Here is a 22,465-nt window from a genome sequence, read left to right as displayed (position 1 = left end):
CCACCAAGCGGAGTTCCTGGTTCTGGGTTGTCTTGGAGTGACAAACCTTGATACCGGAACTCCGCTTCCTACTTCCTGATCAACACACCCTTGACCACACCCGCCCCTGCCTAACTGAACGGCGTTGGGGCTAGGCCACGCGGCAACGGCGCTGAACCCGGTGACCCGTCCAGCCAGGCGTCGCCCATGGGGGTCAGGCTACCCGGCCGAGGGTGAACGGCTCCCACCACTCGTCGTTGCGATCCTCGCTCGGTCGATGGCCGAGCGCAGCTGTGGAACGCCAGGAGCTGCATTACCTGGTTGGGCAAGTTGCGATTATCGCCGATCGGGGGACCTCGGGTGGACGGGAGCGCGTCTGGCAGGATGAATCAGAACATGACCATGATGGACCTGTGCACCGACAGCCTGGACGGACTGTCGGTGGGCGACGCGCTCGGCGCCCAGTTCTTCGTTCCCGGCACCAGCCTCCCGGCGCTGCTCGCCGGCCAACTACCCGACGCGCCGTGGCCGTGGACCGACGACACCGAGATGGCCTGCTCGATCGTCGACGAGCTACGGGAACACGGCGGCATCGACCAGGACCGCTTGGCCGTACGGTTCGCCGAGCGCTTCGAGCCCTACCGCGGCTACGGCGGCGGGGCCGTGGTCCTGCTCCGCCAACTACGTGACGGTGTGCCCTGGCGGGATGCCGCCGGTGCCGCGTTCGGCGGCCAAGGCTCGATGGGCAACGGTGCGGCGATGCGGGTCGCCCCGCTGGGTGCCTTCCACCCCGGGGACAGCCGTACCGCCGCGTTGCAGGCCATGCGGTCGGCGGAGGTCACGCACGCGCATGCCGAGGCCGTCCTCGGTGCCGCCGCCGTCGCGGTCGCCGCCGCGGAGGCCGGGTGGGCCCGGTTGACCCGGCACCGGATCGCGCCCGACGACCTGCTCGACGCGGTGCTGGCGCACCTCGTCGAGAGCAAAGTAATGGACGGGATGGTCCGGGCCAGGCGGTTGCTGGGGGCGAGTGTGGCCGAGGCCGCCTACGAACTCGGCAACGGCTCGCAGGTGCTGGCCTTCGACACGGTGCCGTTCGCGCTGTGGGTCGCCGCCACCCGGCTCGACGACTACCCAGCGGCGATCCACGCGTGCGTCGAGGCCGGCGGCGACGTCGACACCACGGCGGCCATCGTGGGTGGCATCGTCGCCGCCTACACCGGAGTCGGCGGCGACGGCGTCCCGGCGGGCTGGCTGGAACGTCGCGAGCCGCTGCCAGGCGGACTGAACCGGTCGACATAGCTCACGGACGGTTCAGGAGCCGGTCGCCTGGTATCGGCGTACCGCCGCTTCGGCGACCTGGGTGAGGTAGTCGCCGTCGCCGGGTTTGTTGCCTTCTTCCTGGACGGCCACCAGAGCTGCACCGACCCGGACGAGCAGGCTGTCACAGGTCAGCGTCCCGGAAGCGGAGGTCGCGCCGCAGCTGACGCGGACACTGTCGTCACCGAGGCGCGGCCCGGGTGTAACCGCGAAGCGGTGCCGGTCGCCGACACCGGCGCCGGACGACACGACGACCGTGGGGCAACGGCCGACGAGCGCCCGCAGGTCGGTCAGGGCCTGTCGTGCGCCGTCCCCGGCGTAGGTCCTGATGATCTCGTTTCCCACCCACAGGCTGTCGGGACCTCCGTCATGGCTGAGGGTGGCCGCGGCCATCGTCTCCGGATTCCCGGTCAGCTGCCTCGCCGACAGCAACGGGATCGTCTCGTCCGAACAGGGCCTGTCGGTCCTTGGACGCCGGTCTCCGGCGTCCGGCGGCATGTCGGTCGCGATGTCCACGACGAAGCCGGCCGGCAGGGAGTCCGCCGTCACCAACCGTGCGGACAGCGCGGCGGAGTAGCCGGATCCGCCCGTTGCCGGGACCCGTGGAGCTGCCTTCTCGCCTGCGGGTGAGTTCGTAGCCGGGGCCGTGGCGGGGGTCGTCTCGCCCGGTGGGCGGGCCGCCGACGGACCGCACCCGGCCACCAGACAGGCGACCACCACCGCGACCGACCTACGCAGCACAATCAAGAGCACCGGCAGACCCTAACCCCCGCACGAGCCGTCTCGACCCTCGCTCGCGCCAGTCGCCACGCCGGGTACGCCTCCGGTCAGGCCGCCCGCCGTCCCCTGGCATCCGTCCGCGGCTTGGTGCTTCCGGTCGACTTCGACGCCGTGGCCGTGATCTGCGAAATCCGCTGCGGCGAGATACCGAGCAGCGCGCCCGCGTCGCGCACGGTGTAGCCCTGCCGCAGCAACTCGGTCGCGGCGTGCCGGGTGGCCTCCTCGGCCGACCGCTCCGCTTCCCGAAGAGCCGTGCGGGCCTGCCGAGCGCGCACAACCTCTTCGGGCACATGGGGCTTCACCTCGACGTGGAAGCTGTCGATATCGACTTCGAGCATGAGCGCGATGGCTTTGCGAGCCATCGGCTCCACCTGGTCCAGGCGGCGAGCCTGGGAAAAGACGCCCTTGAGTTCGGGCACCGTGATCGCCCACCAGTCGCCCGACCGCACACACTCGACGGTGTATCTCATCAGCCCCCCTCACCCGAGCCCCAGCGAACGCAAGATACCCCGCGCCGTCAGCTCGTTGATCTCCCTGTGTCGAGGTATGACCACGTTCTGCGTGCCGTACCGATAGACGCTGTGTCCACCGCCCTCCCGGACCAGTCGAAAGCTGACTCCAGCGTCGGCAGCTGCCTTGCTGATCCGGATGAGAAGGTCGACACGCTTCACCGAAGCAGTCTAAGCGCATGGACGCCTGACATCTAGATGAATAGAGAATATCTGTCTAATCTACTAGACATCGGGTCGCACACCCAGGCCAGCCGACCGTTTTGCACATCCCAGTACGCCCGACGTCGTCGATTCCCTCGTTGCGATTCTCGCCCGTCCGGAGGCCGGGCGCAGCTGGCCGGTGACCTGGTAGTGGCGACCTGGAAGTTGAGTTGCGATCCTCACCTGGTCCGGAGACCGGGCGCAGCCCGCCGGCCGGGCAGGCGATGATCGACCCTACCGGCGTTGCGATCCTCGCCCGGTCCGAAGACCGGGCGCAGCCCCCGCAGCTCCGACCGGGCCCGCACGGTCCGCGGGTCGTTGCGATCCTCGCCCGGTCCGAAGACCGGGCGCAGCCACGTTGGGCCGGCTGGGCATCGTGGTGTGGGTCAAGTTGCGATCCTCGCCCGGTCCGGGGACCGGGCGCAGCAGCTGGGCCTACGGACACACGTTGAGCGCTATTTCCGAGTTGCGATCCTCGCCCGGTCCGGGGACCGGGCGCAGCGCGCTGGCGTGACCGACAACGCCGCGATCTAGACCTCAGTTGCGATCCTCGCCCGGTCCGGGGACCGGGCGCAGCCCCTCCCCAGGCCGGTCCCGGTGGTGTACGCGTCCACGTTGCGATCCTCGCCCGGTCCGGGGACCGGGCGCAGCTTGTTTGCGCGGCCGGCCTTTGCGGGGTGCGGGCCGGTTGCGATCCTCGCCCGGTCCGGGGACCGGGCGCAGCAGCCACCCCGGGCGCACCAGTAGACGTGCCCAGGCTCCTGTTGCGATCCTCGCCCGGTCCGGGGACCGGGCGCAGCCCTTCAAGGCGGCCGTGCGGCGCGGCAAGGCTGCACGGTTGCGATCCTCGCCCGGTCCGGGGACCGGGCGCAGCAGCCGTCCGAGGACCGGCGGACCTGATCCATCCGAGTTGCGATCCTCGCCCGGTCCGGGGACCGGGCGCAGCCCCGAACCGCCGCCCGGGTTCTTTCGGCTGGAGTGCGTTGCGATCCTCGCCCGGTCCGGGGACCGGGCGCAGCGCTGCGGGCCGAGTTCAACCCGGACGGCACGGTGAGGGCGTTGCGATCCTCGCCCGGTCCGGGGACCGGGCGCAGCCGGCGTCGACGGGCAGGCGATCCTGGCCGAGATCCGGTTGCGATCCTCGCCCGGTCCGGGGACCGGGCGCAGCGCCGTGGTCGTCCGGTCGGTCGGTTTGCCGGTCGGGGCGTTGCGATCCTCGCCCGGTCCGGGGACCGGGCGCAGCGGCCCAATGATGCCGTTGGTGCCGGTTCGGACGGAGCGGTTGCGATCCTCGCCCGGTCCGGGGACCGGGCGCAGCCAGCAGCCCCAGGTCAGCCCAGATCGGCACGTTCGCGTTGCGATCCTCGCCCGGTCCGGGGACCGGGCGCAGCAGCTGAGCGCGGACGCCGGTGATCGCGGCGCCGGCGTTGCGATCCTCGCCCGGTCCGGGGACCGGGCGCAGCGTTGTATCGGGCGTCTCGGGGCAGGTAGCCGAGCCCGGTTGCGATCCTCGCCCGGTCCGGGGACCGGGCGCAGCCCGTATACACGGGCCTGGAGGACTCGCCGAGCAACCCGTTGCGATCCTCGCCCGGTCCGGGGACCGGGCGCAGCCCCCGGCCACTACTCCACCTGGCGGCGCCCCGGCAAGTTGCGATCCTCGCCCGGTCCGGGGACCGGGCGCAGCGTCTCGATCTGACCGACGCTCACCCGGACGGTCTTGTTGCGATCCTCGCCCGGTCCGGGGACCGGGCGCAGCCGCTCGCCAACAGCAAATATAGCTATTAAGCAATGCATTACAGACCTTGAATGGTCAGGTTCGTCCGATGTGGTTTGTGTGATGGCTTGGGGTCGGGGTAGATCGATGGGATGAGGTATCCCGATGGAGGTGGGTTGTCCGCGCGGGGGCGGGCGAAGCGTGAGGCGGTACGACGGCAGGCGGCCGGGTGGTTCGCCGAGGATGTGTCGGTGCCGGAGATCGCGCGCAGGCTGCGGGTGTCGCAGACTGCGGTGTACGGGTGGCGCAAGCGGTGGCGGGCCGGTGGTGAGCAGGCCCTGGCGTCGAAGGGGCCGGGTGGGTCTCGGTGCCGGCTGGATGAGGGCCGTTTGCGGCGGCTGGCTGACGCCTTGGAGCAGGGGCCGGCGGCGCACGGCTTCGGTAATGATCAGCGGTGGACCCTGGCCCGGGTGTCAGACTTGATCGCTCGGATGTTCCGCACCCGGTACACGCTGCGCGGTACGGCGAACATCATGTACCGGTTGGGCTGGTCGGTGCAGGTACCGAGGCATCGGGCGGTCGAGCGGGACGAGGCCGCGATTGTCACGTGGCGGCGGGAGACGTGGCCGGCGGGAAAACGGTAGCGGCGCAGCGGCAGGCGTGGCTGGTCTTCGAGGACGAGGCCGGTCAGACGCTGCGCCCACCGAAGGTACGCACCTGGGGCCGACGCGGACACACCCCTGTGGTTCCGGTTTCCGGTAAGGGATCCGGCCGGGTGTCGATCGCCGGTCTGACCTGCTACCGGCCCGGACAGCGCCCCCGTCTGATCTACCGCACGATCGTGCACCGCAACCGCAAGAACGAGCGGCGCAGCTTCAGCGAACGCGACTACATCGCCCTGCTCGACGCCGCCCACCAGCAACTCGGCGGACCGATCGTGCTGATCTGGGACAACCTGAACACCCACATCAGCGCCGCGATGCGCACCATGATCGACGCCCGGGACTGGCTGACCGTGATCCGGCTACCGGCCTACGCACCCGACCTGAACCCGACCGAAGCGGTGTGGTCACACCTCAAACGCAGCATCGGCAACCTCGCCGTCACCGGCGTCGACCACCTCCTCGCGATCATCAAGAACCGCCTCAAGAGCATCCAGTACCGCACCGACCTACTCGACGGCTTCCTCGCTCACACCGGACTGACCCTCGAACCCGACACAACCTGACCATTCAAGATCTGTAGCTGCTGGCGCCCGAGCTAAAATATTCCGATTAGCGACCATTTCGAGGTTAGGAACCTGCGGCGTTTTCCGGGTCACCGGGGGTTCCTAGATCACGAACGGGCCACGTGGGTCGACCTGCCGCGGCTTACCCAGATGCTCGACGTCATCGAGCGACGTGGCCGGGAGGCGGTAGATCCGTACACTGTCGATGGCCGGCTGGATGGTCGCCTGCAGAGCCGCCACGAGCCGTACCTTACCCGCCTCGGTGCAGACGATCTCGAAGACGGACTTCTGTACGCGGTGGCCGTGGGCTTCGCAGATCTTGGCGACCTTCCGCAGACGCTGTTGCCCCTCGGGCGTCGTGGTGTCCACGTCGTAGGTGACGAGCAGGTCCATCTCAGTTGACCGTCCACGGCTGGTACGCGGGCAGGTCGCCGCGCAGGTGCCGAGCCAACAGTCTGGCCTGGGCGAGTGGCAGCAGAGCGCCGGCGATCTCCCGGCCGAGTTGGACGTGCGGCCACTCCCGCTGCCGACTTTGCTGCCAGGCGTTGAGTACGGTCCTGCGTCCAGCCTCGGTGAGCCGGTAGGCGTCGTTGGGCATCTTCTCGAAGTCGTCGAGGCTCAGTTCCCGCCGGTTGAGCAGGGTGAAGGCGAGCCGGTCGGCCAGCAGCGGACGAAACTCCTCCATCAGATCGAGGGCGAGAGCCGGCTTGCCGGGGCGTACGCCGTGCAGGAACCCGATGTACGGATCGAGTCCGACCTGTTCGAGCGCGCCGTGCACGGCGACTCGCAGCATCCCGTACAAGAAGGAGAGCAGGCAGTTGACGGGGTCGGTGGGTGGCCGTTTGCTCCGTCCGGATGCGCCCCACTGTTTGCTGTTCGTCACGAGGTAGGGCACTGCGGCGAAGTAGTCGCGGGCGGCGATCCCCTCGACGCCGAGCACTTCGTCGATGCGGGTGGCGGCGGCGAGCAGGGTAAGGCGTTGGGCTTCGAGTTCCGCTGTTGCCCGTAGGGCGGTCTGCCGATGGCCTGAGGTGTCCCGCGCGGTGCGCAGCAGCACTTGTCGCGCGTTGTGGATCTTCCCGGCGATCATGGCGATAGCCAGTCGGAGGCGGTGCTCGCCCGACTCGGCTGCGCGGTGCTGGGCTTGGCGCAGCACGGGGTTACCGGAGGTGGGTCCGGCAACTCGGGCGCGGAACCGGCCCATGTTGGTGAGCCAGCTAACCGATCGGCCATCGTCGGCGCAACGCAGCAGCAGGTCGTCGGTGATGGTGGTGCCGCCGAAGAGCACCAGGTGGTCGATGCGCACCAGCGGCAGGATCCGACGCCCGACCTGTTCGGGGTGGTAGACCCGTACGGTGTCACCGTCGAGGTGCAGGCTGGTGCCGGGGGTCTGGACGAACAGTGTGTTGAGTAATTCAGTCACGCCATGTCCCCAGCGGTCGAGGGCTGAACAAATCCGGCACGCGCGCGTCTCCGTGGGTGACCTCGGGCAGGCAGTCGTCTCGGAGCGAGCACTTGCGGCAGCGGGAGTCGTTACGCGCCAGGGGCAACGTCCGCGTTTCCAGGATTCGTCGTACGGCCCGGGTCGCGGCCACGACCCGGGCGAGCAGGCCCGCGTCGATGGCGACCGGGTGTCGACGGCGCTCAGCGACGGAGTAGATGTAGCCGTCTGCTACGTCGAAGCCGGCTTCGATGAGACAGAGAGCTTGTCCCCCGAGTTGCAGCTGTGCCGGCCCGTCCGGCTGGTACCGGCCAACCTTGTATTCGACCGGTGTCGCTGTGTTCCCGCTGAACTCGACGACGTCGCAGATGCCGCGTAGGCCGTACTCGTGGCTCCAGACCGGTAGTGACCGGACGACCGTGACGCCGGCGCGGCGACGGATGCCGGGCAGGTCGACGGCGGCATGGCTCAGGTCCCCGCGTACGGTGTCGCCGCTCTCGGCCCAGATGCCTTCGACGTGGATCAGCGCGGTTTGCCGGTGGCAGTAGGCGTAGTGCTCCAGGGCGGACAGCGGAACCTCAATGCCTCCGCTGTCCGCCTGACCGTCGTCGGTCACGGCCAGAGGTCGACCAGCTTCGTCAGCTCGACCCCGTCAGGCAGCCCTTCGGTGTTCAGCTCCCGCCGATAGTCGGTATGGGCGCGGGCGGCCTTGTCGCCGTTGGCGCGCTCAAGCCGTACCCGTTGGGTCAGGCTGGCGGCCGGCGCGACGCCGAGCGCATCGGCGTGGCTGAAGATGTAGAGGCCGCACAGCTTCATCTCGCCGCGGGTCGCGGACCGGTCGTGGTCGAACATGACCGAGATGGCCTGCCAGAGCGCGGCGAGGTCGTCGCTGGTCACGCCGGTCTTGGCCGCGCGCGGTGCGGAGTAAAAGAGGTGGGCCTTGTAGAGGCCGTACGGGACGGTCCACTTGGAACCCATCTCGGTGCTCTCGCCCTTGTCGATGTCCTCCTGCCGAGTCTGGGTGACCCGGGTGATGGCGTGATCGGTGGGCAGGATCGGGTCGATGCTGCGGGCGAAGGTCAGCTGCACCGGCCCGCGAACCTGGCCGGCGCCGCCGCCCTTGCCGGTGCTGAGTACCGCGCCGAACATGCGGATGTCGAAGTAGTGCTCGCAGAGCCACCGCTGCGCGTCGTCAGCCTTGCCGGGGTTAGCCGTCAAGCCCGCCTCGATGCGGGTGTTGAGGGCGTGTCCGGCCTCGACGAAGATGCCGTAACGCGAGTCGTCGCCGCGCATCAATGAAACCGTGTCGCGGATCTTGCGCTTGATCGCGACATCGGTGACGAGTCCCTGGCCGGTCTCGTCGTCGGTACGCGGCTGGTTGCCGGCGTCCGGGTCGCCGTTCGGGTTACCGTCCGCGACATCGAAGACCAGCACGACGTCGTGCCGGCGGGCCGGGTCGAGGTGGGCGGCGGTCATACGGCTGCTCCTTCGGTTTCGGGTGCCACCTCGTCGAGGGTGGGCGGCAGGTCGGTGCTCTTCTTCGCGGCGGCTGCGGCGGTCCGCTCGGCCTGCATCGCGGCGCGCTGCTGGTGGTAGCCGAGAATGAAGTTGGCTTTCTCGGCGAGGACGGCTCCGCTGGGGATCTGCGGCAGTTGCGCGTACAGGTCGTCGAGCCGGCGCTGGTAGGCGTTGGCCCAGGTCGGCCGCTTCAGCGGGCCGCGCAGCCGGCGCAGCCAAGCCACCGCGGTACGTTCGCCGGCCACCAGCACGGCTTGCGGGTTGGTGATGGCCCGGCCGAAGTACTTCTCGGCGAAGGTGGTGTTCAGGGGCTGCTTGGCCGCGTGGGACACAGTCCGCTGCAACTCGTCGAGCACGGCGAAGATCCGGCCGGACAGATAGGCAGGGGTGGGATTGTCGAGGTTCAAGGTGGGCGTCAGCCTCTCTCGCTCAGCTTTCGTCAGGGACGGGTGACGGCGTAGGGCGAGGCGGATGAGCCCGACCCGGGCCGGATCCAGACGTCCGTCCTGGCGGATGCGGTTGATGACGTGGGTGAGCAGCTTCGGTGGAAGCGGCTGGCGCAGCAGGGCCGAGCGCAACAGCGCGTTGTAGATTCCGGCCGGCCGGTCCTCACCGGAGGAGCCGAACTGCGCCCACGAGCCCGCACCACCGCCTCTGCCCCGCTGCCAGCGACCGGCGGCGCGAGCGAGTTGGACAAGCCGGATCCTGGTCACCTCGCCGGTCCACTGGTCGACGATCTCGTGGTCGTCGAACCACTGCCGGATGTTCTCCTTGATCCGTGGGACCGGGAGTTCCACCCAGTCGCGCACCATCACCCGGGCGACGTTGCCGCCCACGGTCACCGAGCAGTAGGTCGAGTTCTCGTCGAGGTCGCCTCGCTCACCCGTGGCGGGCCCGGCAAGCAGGTCCTGAATGTCGGTTTCGTTTGGCTGGTCGAGCGGTCCCATCGGGTCGAAGATCGACCCGCCCACCACCCACCAGGCCAGCCGCGCGTTCTGCCCGGACAGGGTGGTGCTGTGCCGCTCGCTGGACAACAGGGTGGTGAACGCGGACATGAACTTCAGGCCGCAGTCGAGGCAGATCGGCGTGTTGCCGAGAAACTTCTGCAGCTCGTATCCGTGGACCGAGGCGTTGATGCTGACCAATGACGCGCCCTGGGTGGCGCCCGGCAACCACCGCTGCGGTACCTGCAAAGGAATCGTCTTCAGCAGCGGCTTGTCCTGGCCGCACACCAGGCAGAGCCCCGACTGCCCCGACCCTTTTCGTCCCCCGGCCACGGTCGCCCAGTACCTGATCGCGGACTCTGCCGCGCACGCGAGCTCCCCGTCAACCCGGAACGCGACCAGGTCGCTTCGCTTCCAGCCTTCGGGTGGTTCGAAGGTCTGATCGTGGCCGTCCCGGTAGAAGGCGTCGACGGCCGCCGCAGGGCCGTCCGGTTCGGCGGCGGCCCAGTCCTTGGTCAGCTCGCGGAAGGCGGCGCGCTGCTTCGCGACCCGGTCCGGCTTCGCCGCCTCGTCCACCCAGCCGAAGACGTATTCGACGGTGTCGACCGCCAGCGCCGGGGCAACCCCCACGGTACGGGTGACCGCCGGGACCGCTCGGGGCACTCCGAACTTCCGCCCGGGTTCTTTCGGCTGGGCGGTGTCCGTGAGGGCACCTGCCGGGGACCCGTCTCCCGTGATGTCGAGCAGCCAGCGGACCGGCTTGCGGGCGTAGAACGGAGGGTCGACGTCGTCGCTGCTGTCGGCGTACTGCACCAGGCGTTGCAGCAACATCAGGCGACTCCACCGTCCGGCAATTCCAGCTCAATTCCGCTTTCGGGCACCGACAGCACGCCTTCGACGATCCGGGCGGCGAACCAGTTCATCCGAGGACGGCCCGTCGTGTCCCGTCGGATCGAGTGCAACATGATTCCGATGTCCTGGTCGAGGTTGCGTTGGCGTGGCGTCTCATCCGGCCAGCGAAACTCTGCCGTGAATTCGCGGGTGCCCAGGTAGGGTTGCTGGAAGCATGCCCCCCGACGAACCCGCCGACGCAACTGGTCCCGATAGGCGGCGACCGGCTTGTCGGCGTGCGCCGCGGTTTCGATGTGGGCGTGGATGCGGTAACCGACGTCGCGGAGGCAGACGGCGTTGCGTTGGTCCCGGTTCGCCACCGTGTTCACCCGACGGGTCCCCCGGATCGCCTCCGCGAGCGGCGCCACGTCGGAGGTTTCGTTCCGGCGGATGGTGAACTGCTTGATCGGGTTGAGCACTTCGATGGCGACGATCCGATATTGGATCTCGGGTTTCCAGAAGATCGCCTCCAGGACCCCCACCGCCGCGGACGGGGGCATCACCGGGTAGCTGACCCGTTCGACCTTCAACTCCGGTCGGGAGAACAACGCCGTTTCACCATGGACCTGCACGACTACGGGCAGGTCCCCGTCCTTGCTGCGTGGTAACTGGATCCCGTCCACCACGTCGGTTGTCACAGAACGAAACCCTCCACATCGGGATCGATGGCGATGCCGGTATGCGCGTCGTAGTCACCGAGCCATTCGACCAGGGACCCGACCTTTACCTCCGCGCCGCCGAGGATCGGCCTCATCAGGGCTCTGACGCCCGGACGCCGGAGCACACTGGGGTGCAGGTTGGTGGTGTAGGGCTGCAGTCGCCGGAGGACTCGAAGATCAGGCACTGGCGCGTTCCGGGTGTCGGAGATCAGCGCCTCGACGCTTGCGCGCTCCGCCACGTTTTCGGCGCCCTGCGGCGTGACCACCGAAATGCCTTCGTCGCTGATTAGCCGGAACGCTTGCTTTCGGTCTCGCGCCAAGCCCGTCGAACTGATCAGCGGCCCCTCCGCCACCGTCTGGAACTCCCACCGCTGCCGGGACTGTTGGATGCGCTGGCCCAGGTGTTCGCGGTCCGCCAGGTTGAGCGTCTGGTAGACCGTCCGGTAGTACGACTGCAGCGCTTCGACGTTGTCCGGATCTGCCTTGTCTGGGCCGAAGAACCGCGCGGCGTCGCCGACCAACGTCTTGTACGCCGGAGGCTGTCCACCGTCGGCGGGCGCGAACACGACCACCCGTCCCGGCTGGGGCAGCTTGCCGTCCCGATTGGCCCGCCCGGCAGCCTGGAGCAGCGAATCCGCCGGCGCCACCGCCCGGAACACCACAGGGAAGTCGACGTCCACGCCGGCTTCGATGAGCTGGGTGGACACCAGCAGCACCGGCCGCCCGGACAGAAGCCGTCTGCGTACCTCGGCCAGGGTCCGCTGCCGGTGCACGGGACACATCCGCGTCGACAGATGCCAGGCCACCCCTTCGGGTACGACATCACGCCAGGCATCGAACACGGCCTGAGCATCGGCGGTGGTGTTGACCACCACCATCGCGCTGTTCTCGTCGACGGCCCGTTCGGCAATCTGCGCGAGGGTCGGTGCCGGTTCGAGCAACCACTCGTACCTGACCCGCCGCAACTGGTCGACCAAACCGGCGCTGTCGGTGACCAGGTCCACCGGTTCGAGTTCCGCGAACTCCTTCAGCGCGCCGAAGGCTGGCTGGGTCGCCGACGACAACACCACCGTCGTACCGAAATGCCGCACCAGCAGGCGCAGTCCATCGAGGATCGGGGCCAACATGTTGTGCGGCAGAGCCTGCACCTCGTCCAGCACGATCACCGCACCCGCGAGGCGGTGCACCCGGCGCATGGCCGCAGGCTTGCGAGCGAAGAGCGACTCGAACAACCGCACGAAAGTGGTGACCACGAACGGCGCGTCCCAGTTCTCAGCCGCCAACCTGCCCCAGCGACCCGCCGCACCGTCGTCGAAGTTGGCTTGGCTGTGGTGCTCCAGAACGGTCGGATCGCCACTGTCCTCATCGAGCAACTGTCGATAGACGGCAGCGTTCTGCTCGGTGATCGTGAGGAACGGCACCGCGACGATCACGCGACGATGCCCGTGCAACTGTGCATGCCGCAACGCGAACCCGGCCCCGGCCAGTGTCTTGCCCGAACCCGTAGGAGCTGGCAGTCGGAACACCCCCGGCGGCTGTTCCGCCGCAGCGATGCACTCGGCGTATACGCGCTCGCGGATCGCATCCACGAGTGCGGCGGCCCGAAGCCCGAGGGCCTCAGACCGGCGCTGCTCGAAGATCTTGTAGATGCGGTCGAAATCGGCGTCGTCGCGAATTCGCGGTGCGCCCAGGTCGCGGAAGTGTGCCTCCGTGTCCAACCAGTCAGCGTCGACCAGTGCGCTGTAGCACAAGCGCAACGCCATCTCGCCCACCAGCGGATCACTCCGCCAGTGCTCCGGAACGGCATCTCGGAGATCAGCAGGCAGGTCCGGCAGCAGGTCGGCGAGCGCGGCTTCCGCCGAGGCGATGTTGCCCGGCGATTTGGCAATGCGCTTCTTCAACACGTTGCCGAAGGTCGGTCCGTCGATCAAGCCCCCGTGGTGCCCGTAGATCCCGAGCGCGAAGCCGGCGAGTCCGTGCTCGAAGGCGATCCGGCTACCCAACGCCTTGTGGTCGATCCCGACCGGTCCGCCGGCCTGCGCAGCGGTCTTCAACCCTTCCTGCCAGGCGCAGGATGCCTTCCCGACGTCGTGAAGCGCGCCCAACCAGTACGCCAGCTCACCACCGCCAAAGGGGGCAGCGAACCGCCGAGCCAACTCCGCGGTCCCCCGCAGATGGTCCTCAAGCGCGTGCCATTGGCCGCCATCACTCGGGCTGTGCGCCCAAAGCGACCCGTCGTCCGACACGAGGCGTCCTAACTTGATCACAGGAAGTAGATGGACTATCCAGCCAGGGACAGGAGGAAATTTCAAGCCCAGCGACCCGAACTGTCGGATAGCCGCCAGGAAATCGGTGAGTTGACCATGAGCACCCGATCGGCAGGCCAGGCGCAGCCACGACCAACGACAGCAGCGCGCCCAAGTCGGCGGTGTTTGCGATCCTCGCCTGGTCCGAGGACCGGGCGCAGCTCATCCGCTCCGACACCCCCGCGACGATGAGTCCGGCGTTGCGATCCTCACCCGGTCCGAAGACCGGGCGCAGCCGGCGTCCCGAGGGTCCCAGTAGTTGATCACCACCATGTTGCGATCCTCACCCGGTCCGAGGACCGGGCGCAGCCATGGGCAGTCCGGCATCGCATGATCCGCACTGCTGGATGTTGCGATCCTCGCCCGGTCCGGGGACCGGGCGCAGCCTCCGGTACACCACGGACGGCACCATAGCCGGACCGGCGTTGCGATCCTCGCCCGGTCCGGGAACCGGGCGCAGCCGCGCGCCACCACGTCCACATAGGCATCCGCGACCTTGTTGCGATCCTCGCCCGGTCCGGGACCCGGGCGCAGCGCGCCGCCTGTCTGTGGGTGGCCAGTCACGGCACCGTTGCGATCCTCGCCCGGTCCGGGGACCGGGCGCAGCCCGCCCCACGCCCGCCGCATGTCGTCGTGGGAGTAGTTGCGATCCTCGCCCGGTCCGGGGACCGGGCGCAGCGAGGGTGGAGATCACGCTCCGGACCGGGTTCGCGACGTTGCGATCCTCGCCCGGTCCGGAGACCGGGCGCAGCGCCAGCTCGTACCCGAAGTGGCTGAACGACGCCAGCGTTGCGATCCTCGCCCGGTCCGGAGACCGGGCACAGCGTCGTCGCCGGCGCCTTCCTGCTGTTGACGGGACGGTTGCGATCCTCGCCCGGTCCGGAGACCGGGCGCAGCAGTTGGCCGAGCAGGTGCACATGACGCGGCTGGCGATGTTGCGATCCTCGCCCGGTCCGGAGACCGGGCGCAGCGCGACACCTACGGTCCAGACCATTTCATCGGGCCGGTGTTGCGATCCTCGCCCGGTCCGGAGACCGGGCGCAGCATTGCGGACTCTGCTCAGTCGGCCCGTGGTGTCGGTTGTTGCGATCCTCGCCCGGTCCGGAGACCGGGCGCAGCCAGAGGCGCCGATGGCGGAGAGGTCCGGGGTTTGCATGTTGCGATCCTCGCCCGGTCCGGAGACCGGGCGCAGCAAGCCGATCCCGCCGAAAAGTGTGGGGGATCCGGTGGTTGCGATCCTCGCCCGGTCCGGAGACCGGGCGCAGCAAGGAACAGCGCGACCTTATCCGACAGGCAGTCGTCGCGTTGCGATCCTCGCCCGGTCCGGAGACCGGGCGCAGCGCTCGCCCGGGCAACGCAGGCACGGGTGCGTGCACGAGGTTGCGATCCTCGCCCGGTCCGGAGACCGGGCGCAGCTGAGGCGTGGCGGGCGTGGCAGCTCGAATCGTGCGTGGTTGCGATCCTCGCCCGGTCCGGAGACCGGGCGCAGCCTGGGCGGCGCGGCGGGACAGCCCGTACGGCGTCGCTGGTTGCGATCCTCGCCCGGTCCGGAGACCGGGCGCAGCGCCGCGGCGGTCGACGCCCAGGGCGACGCGGACCGGTTGCGATCCTCGCCCGGTCCGGAGACCGGGCGCAGCCGTTCGACTGTTCCGGCCTGATGCAATGGGCGTTTGGGTTGCGATCCTCGCCCGGTCCGGAGACCGGGCGCAGCACCGGCTGGCTGGAGGCCGACCAGGTCGACGCGCTGGTTGCGATCCTCGCCCGGTCCGGAGACCGGGCGCAGCGGCCCGCACCACCCACAGCAGCCGATCGGAGCCCGATGGTTGCGATCCTCGCCCGGTCCGGAGACCGGGCGCAGCGCTCGGCCAACCGCAAGCTGGTGTCGCCCTTGCCGTCGTTGCGATCCTCGCCCGGTCCGGAGACCGGGCGCAGCTGGTGGGAGGCGGGGCGCTTCGCGCTGTCCGGGGTCAGTTGCGATCCTCGCCCGGTCCGGAGACCGGGCGCAGCGACCGGACGACGCTGACGATCCGCTGACCAGCCGATGGGTTGCGATCCTCGCCCGGTCCGGAGACCGGGCGCAGCAGATAGGACAGATCCTTGGTGTCCAACCCGAGGGCTTGGTTGCGATCCTCGCCCGGTCCGGAGACCGGGCGCAGCGACCGCGATGGGCCGGTGACCAGGTGACCACGAACGCTTGCGATCCTCGCCCGGTCCGGAGACCGGGCGCAGCCACCGGCGAGTACGGCCGCCCGCAGCCGATCGGCCCACTTGCGATCCTCGCCCGGTCCGGAGACCGGGCGCAGCGTGGGATCGGCACCGGAGAGGACGACGACATGAGCGCGCTTGCGATCCTCGCCCGGTCCGGAGACCGGGCGCAGCGCACTGAGCAGTGGAGGGCGCGATGCCCGCTCTGCCCTTGCGATCCTCGCCCGGTCCGGAGACCGGGCGCAGCAACGGCACCATCGCCTGCAAACGCTCCAGCGACATGCTTGCGATCCTCGCCCGGTCCGGAGACCGGGCGCAGCGACGTCATCGCCCCCGACGACCGCCCCCGGGTCTGGCCTTGCGATCCTCGCCCGGTCCGGAGACCGGGCGCAGCCACGACCACGGAGCCGTCCGGGGCCGAATACATCGCCTTGCGATCCTCGCCCGGTCCGGAGACCGGGCGCAGCGGCGCACGAACAGCAGAAATAGCCAAATGTTGATATCACCCGGTCGAGTAGAGTCAGCTTGTGTCCCAGATTGTCCCGCTTCTTTGCCTCGGAACCTAAGGGGCAAGTGCAACCCACTTAAGGTTCCTAGATCAACTAGGGAGCCTTCGACGCGAGCGGGGGCTACCAGCCCGCAACACCCAAACAACTCAATGATCCAACTACCGCTCCGCTACATACACGCCAACGCCGGGTACGCCGACCACGAGCCCCTCGGCCTTCAAGGTCAGCATCGCGTTACGCACCACGATCGCCGAGACGCCGTGGATCTGACATAGCTGCGACGTGGACGGCAGCTTATCGCCGGGCGACAGCTCCCCGGAGTCGATCTGGCTGCGGATATGGGCCGCAAGTTCGGCCCACTTCGGGCTTGGTGGCATGGCGGTACTCCCTGGTCAGCACCGCCATTTGATCACTTCTCGGCCTAGTATCGCAAGCGATACCTTGACTGCGATAGCTTGTTATCGTAGGCTCCGATCGATCGACTCCCTGGTCAGCAACCTGGAGGCGATCAGCACCGCACAGAGCCCGGCTGACCGGTCTCCCCCTGGTCAGCCGGGTGTGCCGGCCCGCCCGCACGCGAGCCGGCACCCCGTCCCACCGTCCGATGCCCAATCCCATGATCGCGGAGAGTTCTGCCGGTCAGAGCGAGCAAAACTCTCCGCGATCAAGCAAACCCAGGCCCGACCAGCCAGAGCGCAACGCGCTGGCGAACCCAGCCCACCAACCAACAGGAGGTGACAACCCGGTGAGCCCCACTCCCCTCGCCGACGACCCGGACCAGCCCGACTCCGACCAACCCGACCCCACCCCCTCCCAGCAGGACCTCGACGACGCGGACTTCGTCCTCTTCGCCCACCCACCCAAGGCAATCGCCAAGCTCGTCTGCGCCTGCGGCGACGACTACCCCTGCGACGAGGTCCGCTTCGCCCAACTCGTCAAGGAGGGCCTGTGACGGCGCTGGACCGCACCGCCATGGCCGACTACGCCGACCGCCGACACGCCGAGGCCCGCCAAACCCTCGACACCCACGTCACGTCCGCGTACACGGGCCTCTGCCTGGCCTGCGGCCGGCCCGGTCCGTGCGAGGCCCGCCAGGCTGCCGAGCGCACCGCCGCCCACTACACCCGACGAGACCTGCCGCTACAACGCCCCGCCACGCCGGCCGCGCAGGCAACCACCGCGGCCACCGGCGCGATGGACGAGCTGCGCGACGCCGCCCTGGCCGCCACCGCCGCCGCCGACCGGGCGGCCGCCCACCTCGACGGCGTCCACCATCTCAACCGCCGCCTCGCCCACTGGCAGCAGGCGATCACCGACGCCTGGCAGGCCCTCGGCCTCGTCCACGCCGGCCTCGCCGCCGCCCGCCGGCTGCCCGGCACGCCGGGTGGTGGCGCCGCCGACGTTCTCGCCGGCCTGCGGGCCGCCCGCGCCGACGCGGACCGGGCCGCCGCGATGGCCGCCGCCGTGCGGCTGCGCCTGATGGTGGCCGAGGACCAGCTCCGCCGTACCGGAAGACCTGCTGGCGTGGTCGCGGCCCGGCGGTGGGCGGCGGCGATCGCCCGGCTCGACCTGGTCGCCGCGCGGCTGGCCGTCGGTGGGGTGGCCCTCGACGGGTACGCGGCGGTGCTCGCCGGGGTCGGCCCGGCGCCCGGTCCGCCGCCGCGCCGGCCGTCGGTGGCCGGCGGCCGGGCCGACCTCGCCGCGGGGGCGGCCGTCGCGGGCCGGCTGGTCGCCCGGGTGCGCCGCCGCGACCATCCCAGCGTCTGGACCCGGGTACGACACGAGCTGCGCAAGGAGACACGACGATGAACGACCCGAAGGCCGCCCTGCGGGACCTGCTCGACGGGCGGGTACGCGGCTACGACCGGCGGCTGCGGCACTTCTCCGAGCGGGACTGGCGGCGCTACGGCGACCTGCTGTCCGGGGCGCTCCTGCTGGCGGTGCGGCGACGGTTCCGGGCGGGTCAGGACCGGGCGCCGGTCATCCGGTTCGTGGCGACGGTCCGGGAGCGGTACGACCACACCGGCCATGATCTGGATCCGGTGGTGGCCGAGCGGTTGGTCTGGGCGGCGCTGGGCGAGGGCGAGCCGGTGCCGGTGGTGGGGCCGGCGGTGGCGGCGCAGACGCTGCTGGTGCTGGGCCTGTTGGAGGACGAGGGCATGCCCCGCGCCGACCTGGACGACTTCCTCGCCGCCGCCGACACCCTGACCCACCCCACCACCACCGAGCCCTCCCCCACGCCGCCGCCCATCGACCCGATGGATCCCACCGCCCCGGCGGGACCCGCCAGCCTCCGACCGGGTGCGCCCCACTCGACCGGTTCGGCGCGGTAGCTTGCCTGGCGTGCCGGATGACGAGGTGTTGCAGGACGAGCCGCACCGGGAGATCGTCCGGGTGGGCGACAGCGTCCGTCGGCCGGTGCAGCCGTGGTCCGCGACCGTCCACGCCCTGCTGCGGCATCTCGAGGCGGTCGGCTTCCCGTACGCGCCGCGGGTGCTGGGCATCGACGGCGAGGGTCGGGAGGTCCTCACTTACCTCGACGGTGAGTCCGGCCCGGCCGGCTGGGCGAAGGTCGTCGACGACGACGGTCTGGTGGCCATGGCCCGCCTGTTGCGCGACTACCACGAGGCGGTCGCCGGGTTCCGGCCCTCCGCCGGGGCGTTCTGGGCGGGCCGCACCGAGCCGCCCGGTGCGGGCGAGGTGGTCTGCCACGGTGACTTCGGGCCGTGGAACCTGGTCTGGCGAGGCACCCGGCCGGTCGGCATCCTGGACTGGGACTACGCCTGGCCCGCCCGGCCGGTCCACGACGTGGCCTACGCGCTGGAGTACGTCGCGCCGTTCCGGGCCGACGACGAGTGCGTGCGGTGGTTGCGGTATCCGGCCCCGCCGGACCGGCGCCGCCGCCTGGAGCGCTTCGCCGAGGCGTACGGGTTGACGTCGACCGCCGGCCTGGTCGACGAGGTCATCGACCAGCAGCAACTGGTGCTGGAACGGACCCGGCAACTCGCCGCCGAGGGATGCGAACCCCAGGTCTCCTGGCAGGCGAGCGGTGCCCTGGACCGGATCGCGGAGCGGGTCCGCTGGAGCCGCGCCCACCGGCACCTCTTCAGCTAGCGAGGCTTGCCGCACGACGGTGACCGGCACACATGATCGCGGAGAGTTTGGCCGGTCAGAGCGAGCAGAACTCTCCGCGATCGTAAAAGGCGCACCCGACGGCCGCCGTGACGGGCCGGGCGGGCGGCCCGCAAAGGGTCGTCGCCGGGAATACGCCTACGGCGCGACGAACGGTGCCACGCGGGGCGGCTCGGGTGGCGGGCCGGTGAGCACGGCGACGAGGTACGCGGCCAGGGCCGTGGCGGACACCCGGACCTTGTCCGAGCTGCTGGGGCTGGCCTGGTACATGATGGTGATGTTGGCCGCCCCGGTCAGCACACCGAGGTTGACGGCGTATCCCTTGTTCTCGGTGCTGTAGCGGCGGACCACGATGAACGCGTCGTCGCCGACGTCGGGCAGCCGGCGGACGTTGTTGCCGTAGAACTCCAGGTCGTTCTTGAAGTGTCGCACCGCGGTCTCGACCGCCTGCTCCCGACCGTACGTGCTCCGCTGGCGCTCGATGCGCACCCGCAGGCCCCCGTCGCGGCGGTCCTTGGCGCGGTCCGAGTCGGTCCAGATCTCGCATTCGAGTTCCTGCGGGAATTTCTCGTTGTTCTTCTCCTCCGAGGTCTTCACCCGGGCGGCCGGCACGAGTTGGTCGCGCAGCGCGTCGGGCAGGACGGCGCAGGCCTCCTCGGGCAGCGCCGGCAGGGTGAGCGGGTCGGGGGTGGGCGACGCGCTCGCGGTCGGTGCCGCAGGACGCTGCTTCCCCGGCGGCAGCCCGCAGCCGCCCAGCAGAACGGTCACCAGGCCGGCCCCGATCAGGGCGGCGGTACGCCGTGACATCCGAAAACCTCCCCGTGGTCACCCGCCAGCCTAGAAGGTCGCCCTGCCCGGTTCGCGGCGGCGGGTGGGCACCGGGAATCGTCCGGTCTGGCTCTGGGTGGCGGGTTCGCGTGGTACGACTGGCTACGGGTGCCGACCGACGGGGGCGGGTGGACGGATGCCGGTGGACAAGTCGGTCGGCATGCTGCGCCGCCCCGAGCATCCGCAGCAGGCCACGTTCCTGGAACTCTTCTTCGACCTGGTCTTCATCTTCACGCTCAACACCGTGGTCACGTTGCTCGTCCAGGACCTCCACCGTCCCGAGATCGCCGACCGGCGGGTCGTGCTGAACAACATCGGCGAGACGCTGCTGTCGTTCCTGCCGTTGGTCTGGATCTGGGTGATGACCGCCTGGACCACCAGCCGGTTCAACCCGTTGTGCCCGCCGGTGCAGGCGGTCGTGGTGTTCACCATGGTCGGTGCGTTGATCATGTCGGCCACCATGCCCAGCGCGTTCGGCCAGGACAGTCTGATCTTCGCCTCCGTGTACGTGCTGATCCAGTGGGGGCGGTCGGCGTTCTTCACCGTGGTCATGCGCGGGCACGTGCTGGGTCAGGTGCACCTGCGGGAGTTGATCTGGTTCTCCGTGTCGGCGGTGCCGTGGATCGCCGGCGGGTTGATCAACGGACCGCCCCGGGACATGTTGTGGCTGTCGGCGATCGCGATCGACTACGCGGTGTCGCTGCTGGGGTGGCCGGTGCCCGGGGTGGGCCGGTCCCGGACCACGGCCTGGGCGACGGCGACCGAGCACCTGGCCGAGCGGTACCGGCAGTTCCTGATCATCACCCTGGGCGAGTCGATCCTGGTCATCGGCCGGGCATACGCCCGACCGGCGCTGTTCAACCCGTCCCGGACGGCGGCGGTGGGAATCTCGTTCGCCATCACCGTGCTGCTCTGGCGGATCTACTTCTACCGGGCCGGGCAGATCCTGGCCCAGGCGATCACCTGGTCGGCCGACCGGGTCCGGCTCGGCCGGGTGGCCGGTTGGGCGAACCTGGCCATGGTGTTCGGGGTGCTGCTCACCTCGACCGGCTACGAGTTGGTGATCAAGGACCCGCTGGGGGAGGTCCGGCCCGGATGGTTGCTGGTCGTCTTCGGCGGTCCGGCGCTGTACCTGGCCGGCCGGGCCGCCTTCGAGCACATCGTCTTCGGCCGAATCTCCCCGCCGCGGCTCATCGGGATCGCGGTGCTGGGGGTGGTCGGCGCGTTCATGATCGGCCTGCCGCCGGTGGTGGTGCTCCTCGCCTCGGCGCTGGTGCTCTGCGGGATCGCCGTGGCGGACGCGGTCCGGGCGCACGGCAAGCCGTTGGAGGAGCCGTCCCCACCGCACTGACGCCGATCAGGTCGGGCGCGGGCGGCCAATCCGGCGGGCCGGTCGGGGACGGGTCAGGAGGAGACGAGGGTGCGGGTGACGGTGGCCCAGCCGCAGTAGACCAGCGGCATCATGGCGAAGCAGATGGCGAACCCGATCCGCGCGTACGCCTCCGCCCTCCCGAGCACGATCTTGGGTTTGCCCCAGGTGGCGAGCACGAAGTAGGCGGCGAAGAACGCCATCGCCGGCAGCCCCGCGCAGACCCAGGCGAACAGGGTGAAGGTGCCGCCCGGGGTGTCGTCGGTGGCCAGCAGCGGGACGATCTGGATCAGCCCGGCCACCGCCGAGAAGGCCAGGTAGACGGTGACGGCGCGAGCCAGCGGCGACAGCTTCGGCAGCAGTTGCGGCTGCTGGGCGACCGTCTCGGCCTCGGTGGCGGCCTCGTCCGCCTCGTCGGCCCGCTGCCGGGCCAGGTCCAGCTCGCGTACCGGGTCGGGGGCCGCCGGTGGCGCGCCGGGTTCGCCGGCCCGGGGCCCCGGCACCGCCGGCAACATCCGGGTGTCCGGGCCGCCGTGGTCCGTCCGTCCCGGGTACGCCCCGGAGCCCGACCCGGCCGACGCCGGGAGTGCGCCCTGCGCGGATCCGGGCAGCGCCGGGCCGGGCGGCGCGGGCGCCAGGGGTGGGGCGGAGACAGCTGGAGCGGCGGAGACGGGTGGTGGGGCGGCGGGGGCGGGTGGGGTCGGCCAGGCGACGCCGGTCTGGTGCGGGGTGGGCGGGGGCGGCTGGTGGCCGGTGGCCTGGGCGAGTTGGGCCAGCCGCTGCTGCTGGCCGGCGAGTCGCTGGTCGAGTTGGTCCAGCGCGGCGGTCAGCGCGGTGCGCTGCTGGGTGGTCCGGGCGGCGTGGTCCTCGCCGGCCCGCTGCTGTTCGTGCAGCCGGCGGACCAGTGCCGCGTAGTCGGCGTACGACGCCAT

General features: G+C 70.1%; 21 protein-coding genes and 2 CRISPR repeat arrays. Of the genes, 8 read left to right on the top strand and 13 right to left on the bottom strand.

The genetic code is table 11. From position 1 onward, the window contains the following. Window positions 1-375 precede the first annotated feature (375 nt). Window positions 376-1,278 carry an ADP-ribosylglycohydrolase family protein gene (locus ACFOX0_RS19820; protein ID WP_377548020.1) on the top strand — a complete coding sequence of 301 codons (903 nt, stop codon included), beginning with the start codon at window positions 376-378 and terminating at the stop codon, window positions 1,276-1,278. A gap of 12 nt (window positions 1,279-1,290) precedes the next feature. On the opposite strand, the gene ACFOX0_RS19815 is transcribed toward ACFOX0_RS19820, so the two are convergent. From ACFOX0_RS19815 to ACFOX0_RS19805, 3 genes are all read right to left on the bottom strand, one after another. Next, window positions 1,291-1,812, bottom strand: coding sequence for a hypothetical protein (locus ACFOX0_RS19815; RefSeq protein WP_377548018.1), 522 nt, complete (start codon window positions 1,810-1,812; stop codon window positions 1,291-1,293). 311 nt (window positions 1,813-2,123) lie between these two features. Continuing rightward, entirely contained in the window at window positions 2,124-2,546 is a 423-nt protein-coding gene (locus ACFOX0_RS19810) for a hypothetical protein (RefSeq protein ID WP_377548015.1), read from the bottom strand. A 9-nt stretch (window positions 2,547-2,555) separates the two neighbouring features. Further along, on the bottom strand, window positions 2,556-2,747 hold the full coding sequence (locus tag ACFOX0_RS19805; RefSeq protein ID WP_377548013.1) for a type II toxin-antitoxin system HicA family toxin: 192 nt from the start codon (window positions 2,745-2,747) through the stop codon (window positions 2,556-2,558). A gap of 211 nt (window positions 2,748-2,958) precedes the next feature. Further along, window positions 2,959-4,545: a CRISPR direct-repeat array (repeat unit 37 nt; unit sequence GTTGCGATCCTCGCCCGGTCCGGGGACCGGGCGCAGC). A 134-nt stretch (window positions 4,546-4,679) separates the two neighbouring features. Between ACFOX0_RS19805 and ACFOX0_RS19800 the strand changes: the two genes are divergently transcribed. Further along, window positions 4,680-5,147 (top strand): winged helix-turn-helix domain-containing protein, encoded by a 468-nt coding sequence (locus ACFOX0_RS19800; RefSeq protein WP_377548011.1) that lies wholly within the window; start codon window positions 4,680-4,682, stop codon window positions 5,145-5,147. After that, window positions 5,111-5,731 carry a transposase gene (locus ACFOX0_RS19795; protein WP_377548009.1) on the top strand — a complete coding sequence of 207 codons (621 nt, stop codon included), beginning with the start codon at window positions 5,111-5,113 and terminating at the stop codon, window positions 5,729-5,731. The genes ACFOX0_RS19800 and ACFOX0_RS19795 overlap by 37 nt, the downstream gene beginning before the upstream one ends. Before the next feature lie 102 nt (window positions 5,732-5,833). On the opposite strand, the gene cas2 is transcribed toward ACFOX0_RS19795, so the two are convergent. The 8 genes from cas2 to ACFOX0_RS19755 all read right to left on the bottom strand — a co-directional run bounded on the left by cas2 (window position 5,834) and on the right by ACFOX0_RS19755 (window position 16,581). Continuing rightward, window positions 5,834-6,124: a CRISPR-associated endonuclease Cas2 gene (gene cas2 / locus ACFOX0_RS19790; protein ID WP_377548007.1), complete on the bottom strand. Its 291-nt coding sequence runs from the start codon at window positions 6,122-6,124 to the stop codon at window positions 5,834-5,836. A gap of 1 nt (window position 6,125) precedes the next feature. After that, entirely contained in the window at window positions 6,126-7,154 is a 1,029-nt protein-coding gene (gene cas1c, locus ACFOX0_RS19785; RefSeq protein ID WP_377548005.1) for a type I-C CRISPR-associated endonuclease Cas1c, read from the bottom strand. After that, a complete protein-coding gene (gene cas4 / locus ACFOX0_RS19780) occupies window positions 7,147-7,788 on the bottom strand; it encodes a CRISPR-associated protein Cas4 (protein WP_377548003.1) in 642 nt (213 codons plus the stop codon). Before cas4 ends, cas1c begins: the two co-directional genes overlap by 8 nt. Further along, window positions 7,785-8,648, bottom strand: a complete 864-nt coding sequence (cas7c, locus tag ACFOX0_RS19775; RefSeq protein ID WP_377548001.1) for a type I-C CRISPR-associated protein Cas7/Csd2 — start codon at window positions 8,646-8,648, stop codon at window positions 7,785-7,787. The genes cas4 and cas7c overlap by 4 nt, the downstream gene beginning before the upstream one ends. Beyond that, window positions 8,645-10,465, bottom strand: coding sequence for a type I-C CRISPR-associated protein Cas8c/Csd1 (gene cas8c, locus ACFOX0_RS19770; protein WP_377547999.1), 1,821 nt, complete (start codon window positions 10,463-10,465; stop codon window positions 8,645-8,647). The genes cas7c and cas8c overlap by 4 nt, the downstream gene beginning before the upstream one ends. Beyond that, window positions 10,465-11,163: a type I-C CRISPR-associated protein Cas5c gene (cas5c, locus tag ACFOX0_RS19765; RefSeq protein ID WP_377547997.1), complete on the bottom strand. Its 699-nt coding sequence runs from the start codon at window positions 11,161-11,163 to the stop codon at window positions 10,465-10,467. The genes cas8c and cas5c overlap by 1 nt, the downstream gene beginning before the upstream one ends. After that, window positions 11,160-13,430, bottom strand: a complete 2,271-nt coding sequence (gene cas3 / locus ACFOX0_RS19760; RefSeq protein ID WP_377547995.1) for a CRISPR-associated helicase Cas3' — start codon at window positions 13,428-13,430, stop codon at window positions 11,160-11,162. The genes cas5c and cas3 overlap by 4 nt, the downstream gene beginning before the upstream one ends. A 185-nt stretch (window positions 13,431-13,615) precedes the next feature. Then, window positions 13,616-16,162: a CRISPR direct-repeat array (repeat unit 37 nt; unit sequence GTTGCGATCCTCGCCCGGTCCGGGGACCGGGCGCAGC). Between the two features lie 200 nt (window positions 16,163-16,362). Further along, complete coding sequence (locus ACFOX0_RS19755; protein ID WP_377547993.1) at window positions 16,363-16,581, bottom strand: winged helix-turn-helix domain-containing protein; 219 nt, start codon at window positions 16,579-16,581, stop codon at window positions 16,363-16,365. Between the two features lie 368 nt (window positions 16,582-16,949). On the opposite strand from ACFOX0_RS19755, the gene ACFOX0_RS19750 reads away from it, so the two are divergent. From ACFOX0_RS19750 to ACFOX0_RS19735, 4 genes are read left to right on the top strand one after another with little or no spacing between them, the layout of a single operon-like run. Beyond that, window positions 16,950-17,156 (top strand): hypothetical protein, encoded by a 207-nt coding sequence (locus ACFOX0_RS19750; RefSeq protein ID WP_377547991.1) that lies wholly within the window; start codon window positions 16,950-16,952, stop codon window positions 17,154-17,156. Further along, complete coding sequence (locus ACFOX0_RS19745; RefSeq protein WP_377547989.1) at window positions 17,153-18,013, top strand: hypothetical protein; 861 nt, start codon at window positions 17,153-17,155, stop codon at window positions 18,011-18,013. Before ACFOX0_RS19750 ends, ACFOX0_RS19745 begins: the two co-directional genes overlap by 4 nt. Further along, entirely contained in the window at window positions 18,010-18,537 is a 528-nt protein-coding gene (locus tag ACFOX0_RS19740; protein ID WP_377547986.1) for a hypothetical protein, read from the top strand. The genes ACFOX0_RS19745 and ACFOX0_RS19740 overlap by 4 nt, the downstream gene beginning before the upstream one ends. A gap of 10 nt (window positions 18,538-18,547) precedes the next feature. After that, window positions 18,548-19,318 (top strand): aminoglycoside phosphotransferase family protein, encoded by a 771-nt coding sequence (locus ACFOX0_RS19735; protein WP_377547983.1) that lies wholly within the window; start codon window positions 18,548-18,550, stop codon window positions 19,316-19,318. A gap of 156 nt (window positions 19,319-19,474) precedes the next feature. Here ACFOX0_RS19735 and ACFOX0_RS19730 read toward each other — a convergent pair whose 3' ends face one another. Next, complete coding sequence (locus ACFOX0_RS19730; RefSeq protein WP_377547981.1) at window positions 19,475-20,143, bottom strand: hypothetical protein; 669 nt, start codon at window positions 20,141-20,143, stop codon at window positions 19,475-19,477. A 157-nt stretch (window positions 20,144-20,300) separates the two neighbouring features. Here ACFOX0_RS19730 and ACFOX0_RS19725 point away from each other — a divergent pair, with 157 nt between their 5' ends. Continuing rightward, on the top strand, window positions 20,301-21,515 hold the full coding sequence (locus tag ACFOX0_RS19725; protein ID WP_377547978.1) for a low temperature requirement protein A: 1,215 nt from the start codon (window positions 20,301-20,303) through the stop codon (window positions 21,513-21,515). Window positions 21,516-21,568: 53 nt separating this feature from the next. On the opposite strand, the gene ACFOX0_RS19720 is transcribed toward ACFOX0_RS19725, so the two are convergent. After that, window positions 21,569-22,465, bottom strand: coding sequence for a hypothetical protein (locus ACFOX0_RS19720; protein WP_377547975.1), 897 nt, complete (start codon window positions 22,463-22,465; stop codon window positions 21,569-21,571).

Origin of the sequence: Micromonospora zhanjiangensis, from assembly GCF_042650605.1 — a bacterium.
GTDB classification, from domain to species: Bacteria; Actinomycetota; Actinomycetes; order Mycobacteriales; family Micromonosporaceae; genus Micromonospora_J; species Micromonospora_J zhanjiangensis.
This window is presented reverse-complemented; position numbering and strand designations above follow the sequence as displayed.

What these genes read in the sequence shown, in the direction of transcription:
- ACFOX0_RS19820 (WP_377548020.1), top strand. Translation starts at nt 376, where the DNA reads ATGACCATGATGGACCTGTGCACCGACAGCCTGGACGGACTGTCGGTG.
- ACFOX0_RS19810 (WP_377548015.1), bottom strand. Translation starts at nt 2,546, where the DNA reads ATGAGATACACCGTCGAGTGTGTGCGGTCGGGCGACTGGTGGGCGATC.
- cas2 (WP_377548007.1), bottom strand. Translation starts at nt 6,124, where the DNA reads ATGGACCTGCTCGTCACCTACGACGTGGACACCACGACGCCCGAGGGG.
- cas7c (WP_377548001.1), bottom strand. Translation starts at nt 8,648, where the DNA reads ATGACCGCCGCCCACCTCGACCCGGCCCGCCGGCACGACGTCGTGCTG.
- cas8c (WP_377547999.1), bottom strand. Translation starts at nt 10,465, where the DNA reads ATGTTGCTGCAACGCCTGGTGCAGTACGCCGACAGCAGCGACGACGTC.
- ACFOX0_RS19755 (WP_377547993.1), bottom strand. Translation starts at nt 16,581, where the DNA reads ATGCCACCAAGCCCGAAGTGGGCCGAACTTGCGGCCCATATCCGCAGC.
- ACFOX0_RS19740 (WP_377547986.1), top strand. Translation starts at nt 18,010, where the DNA reads ATGAACGACCCGAAGGCCGCCCTGCGGGACCTGCTCGACGGGCGGGTA.
- ACFOX0_RS19730 (WP_377547981.1), bottom strand. Translation starts at nt 20,143, where the DNA reads ATGTCACGGCGTACCGCCGCCCTGATCGGGGCCGGCCTGGTGACCGTT.
- ACFOX0_RS19725 (WP_377547978.1), top strand. Translation starts at nt 20,301, where the DNA reads ATGCCGGTGGACAAGTCGGTCGGCATGCTGCGCCGCCCCGAGCATCCG.
- ACFOX0_RS19720 (WP_377547975.1), bottom strand. Translation starts at nt 22,465, where the DNA reads ATGGCGTCGTACGCCGACTACGCGGCACTGGTCCGCCGGCTGCACGAA.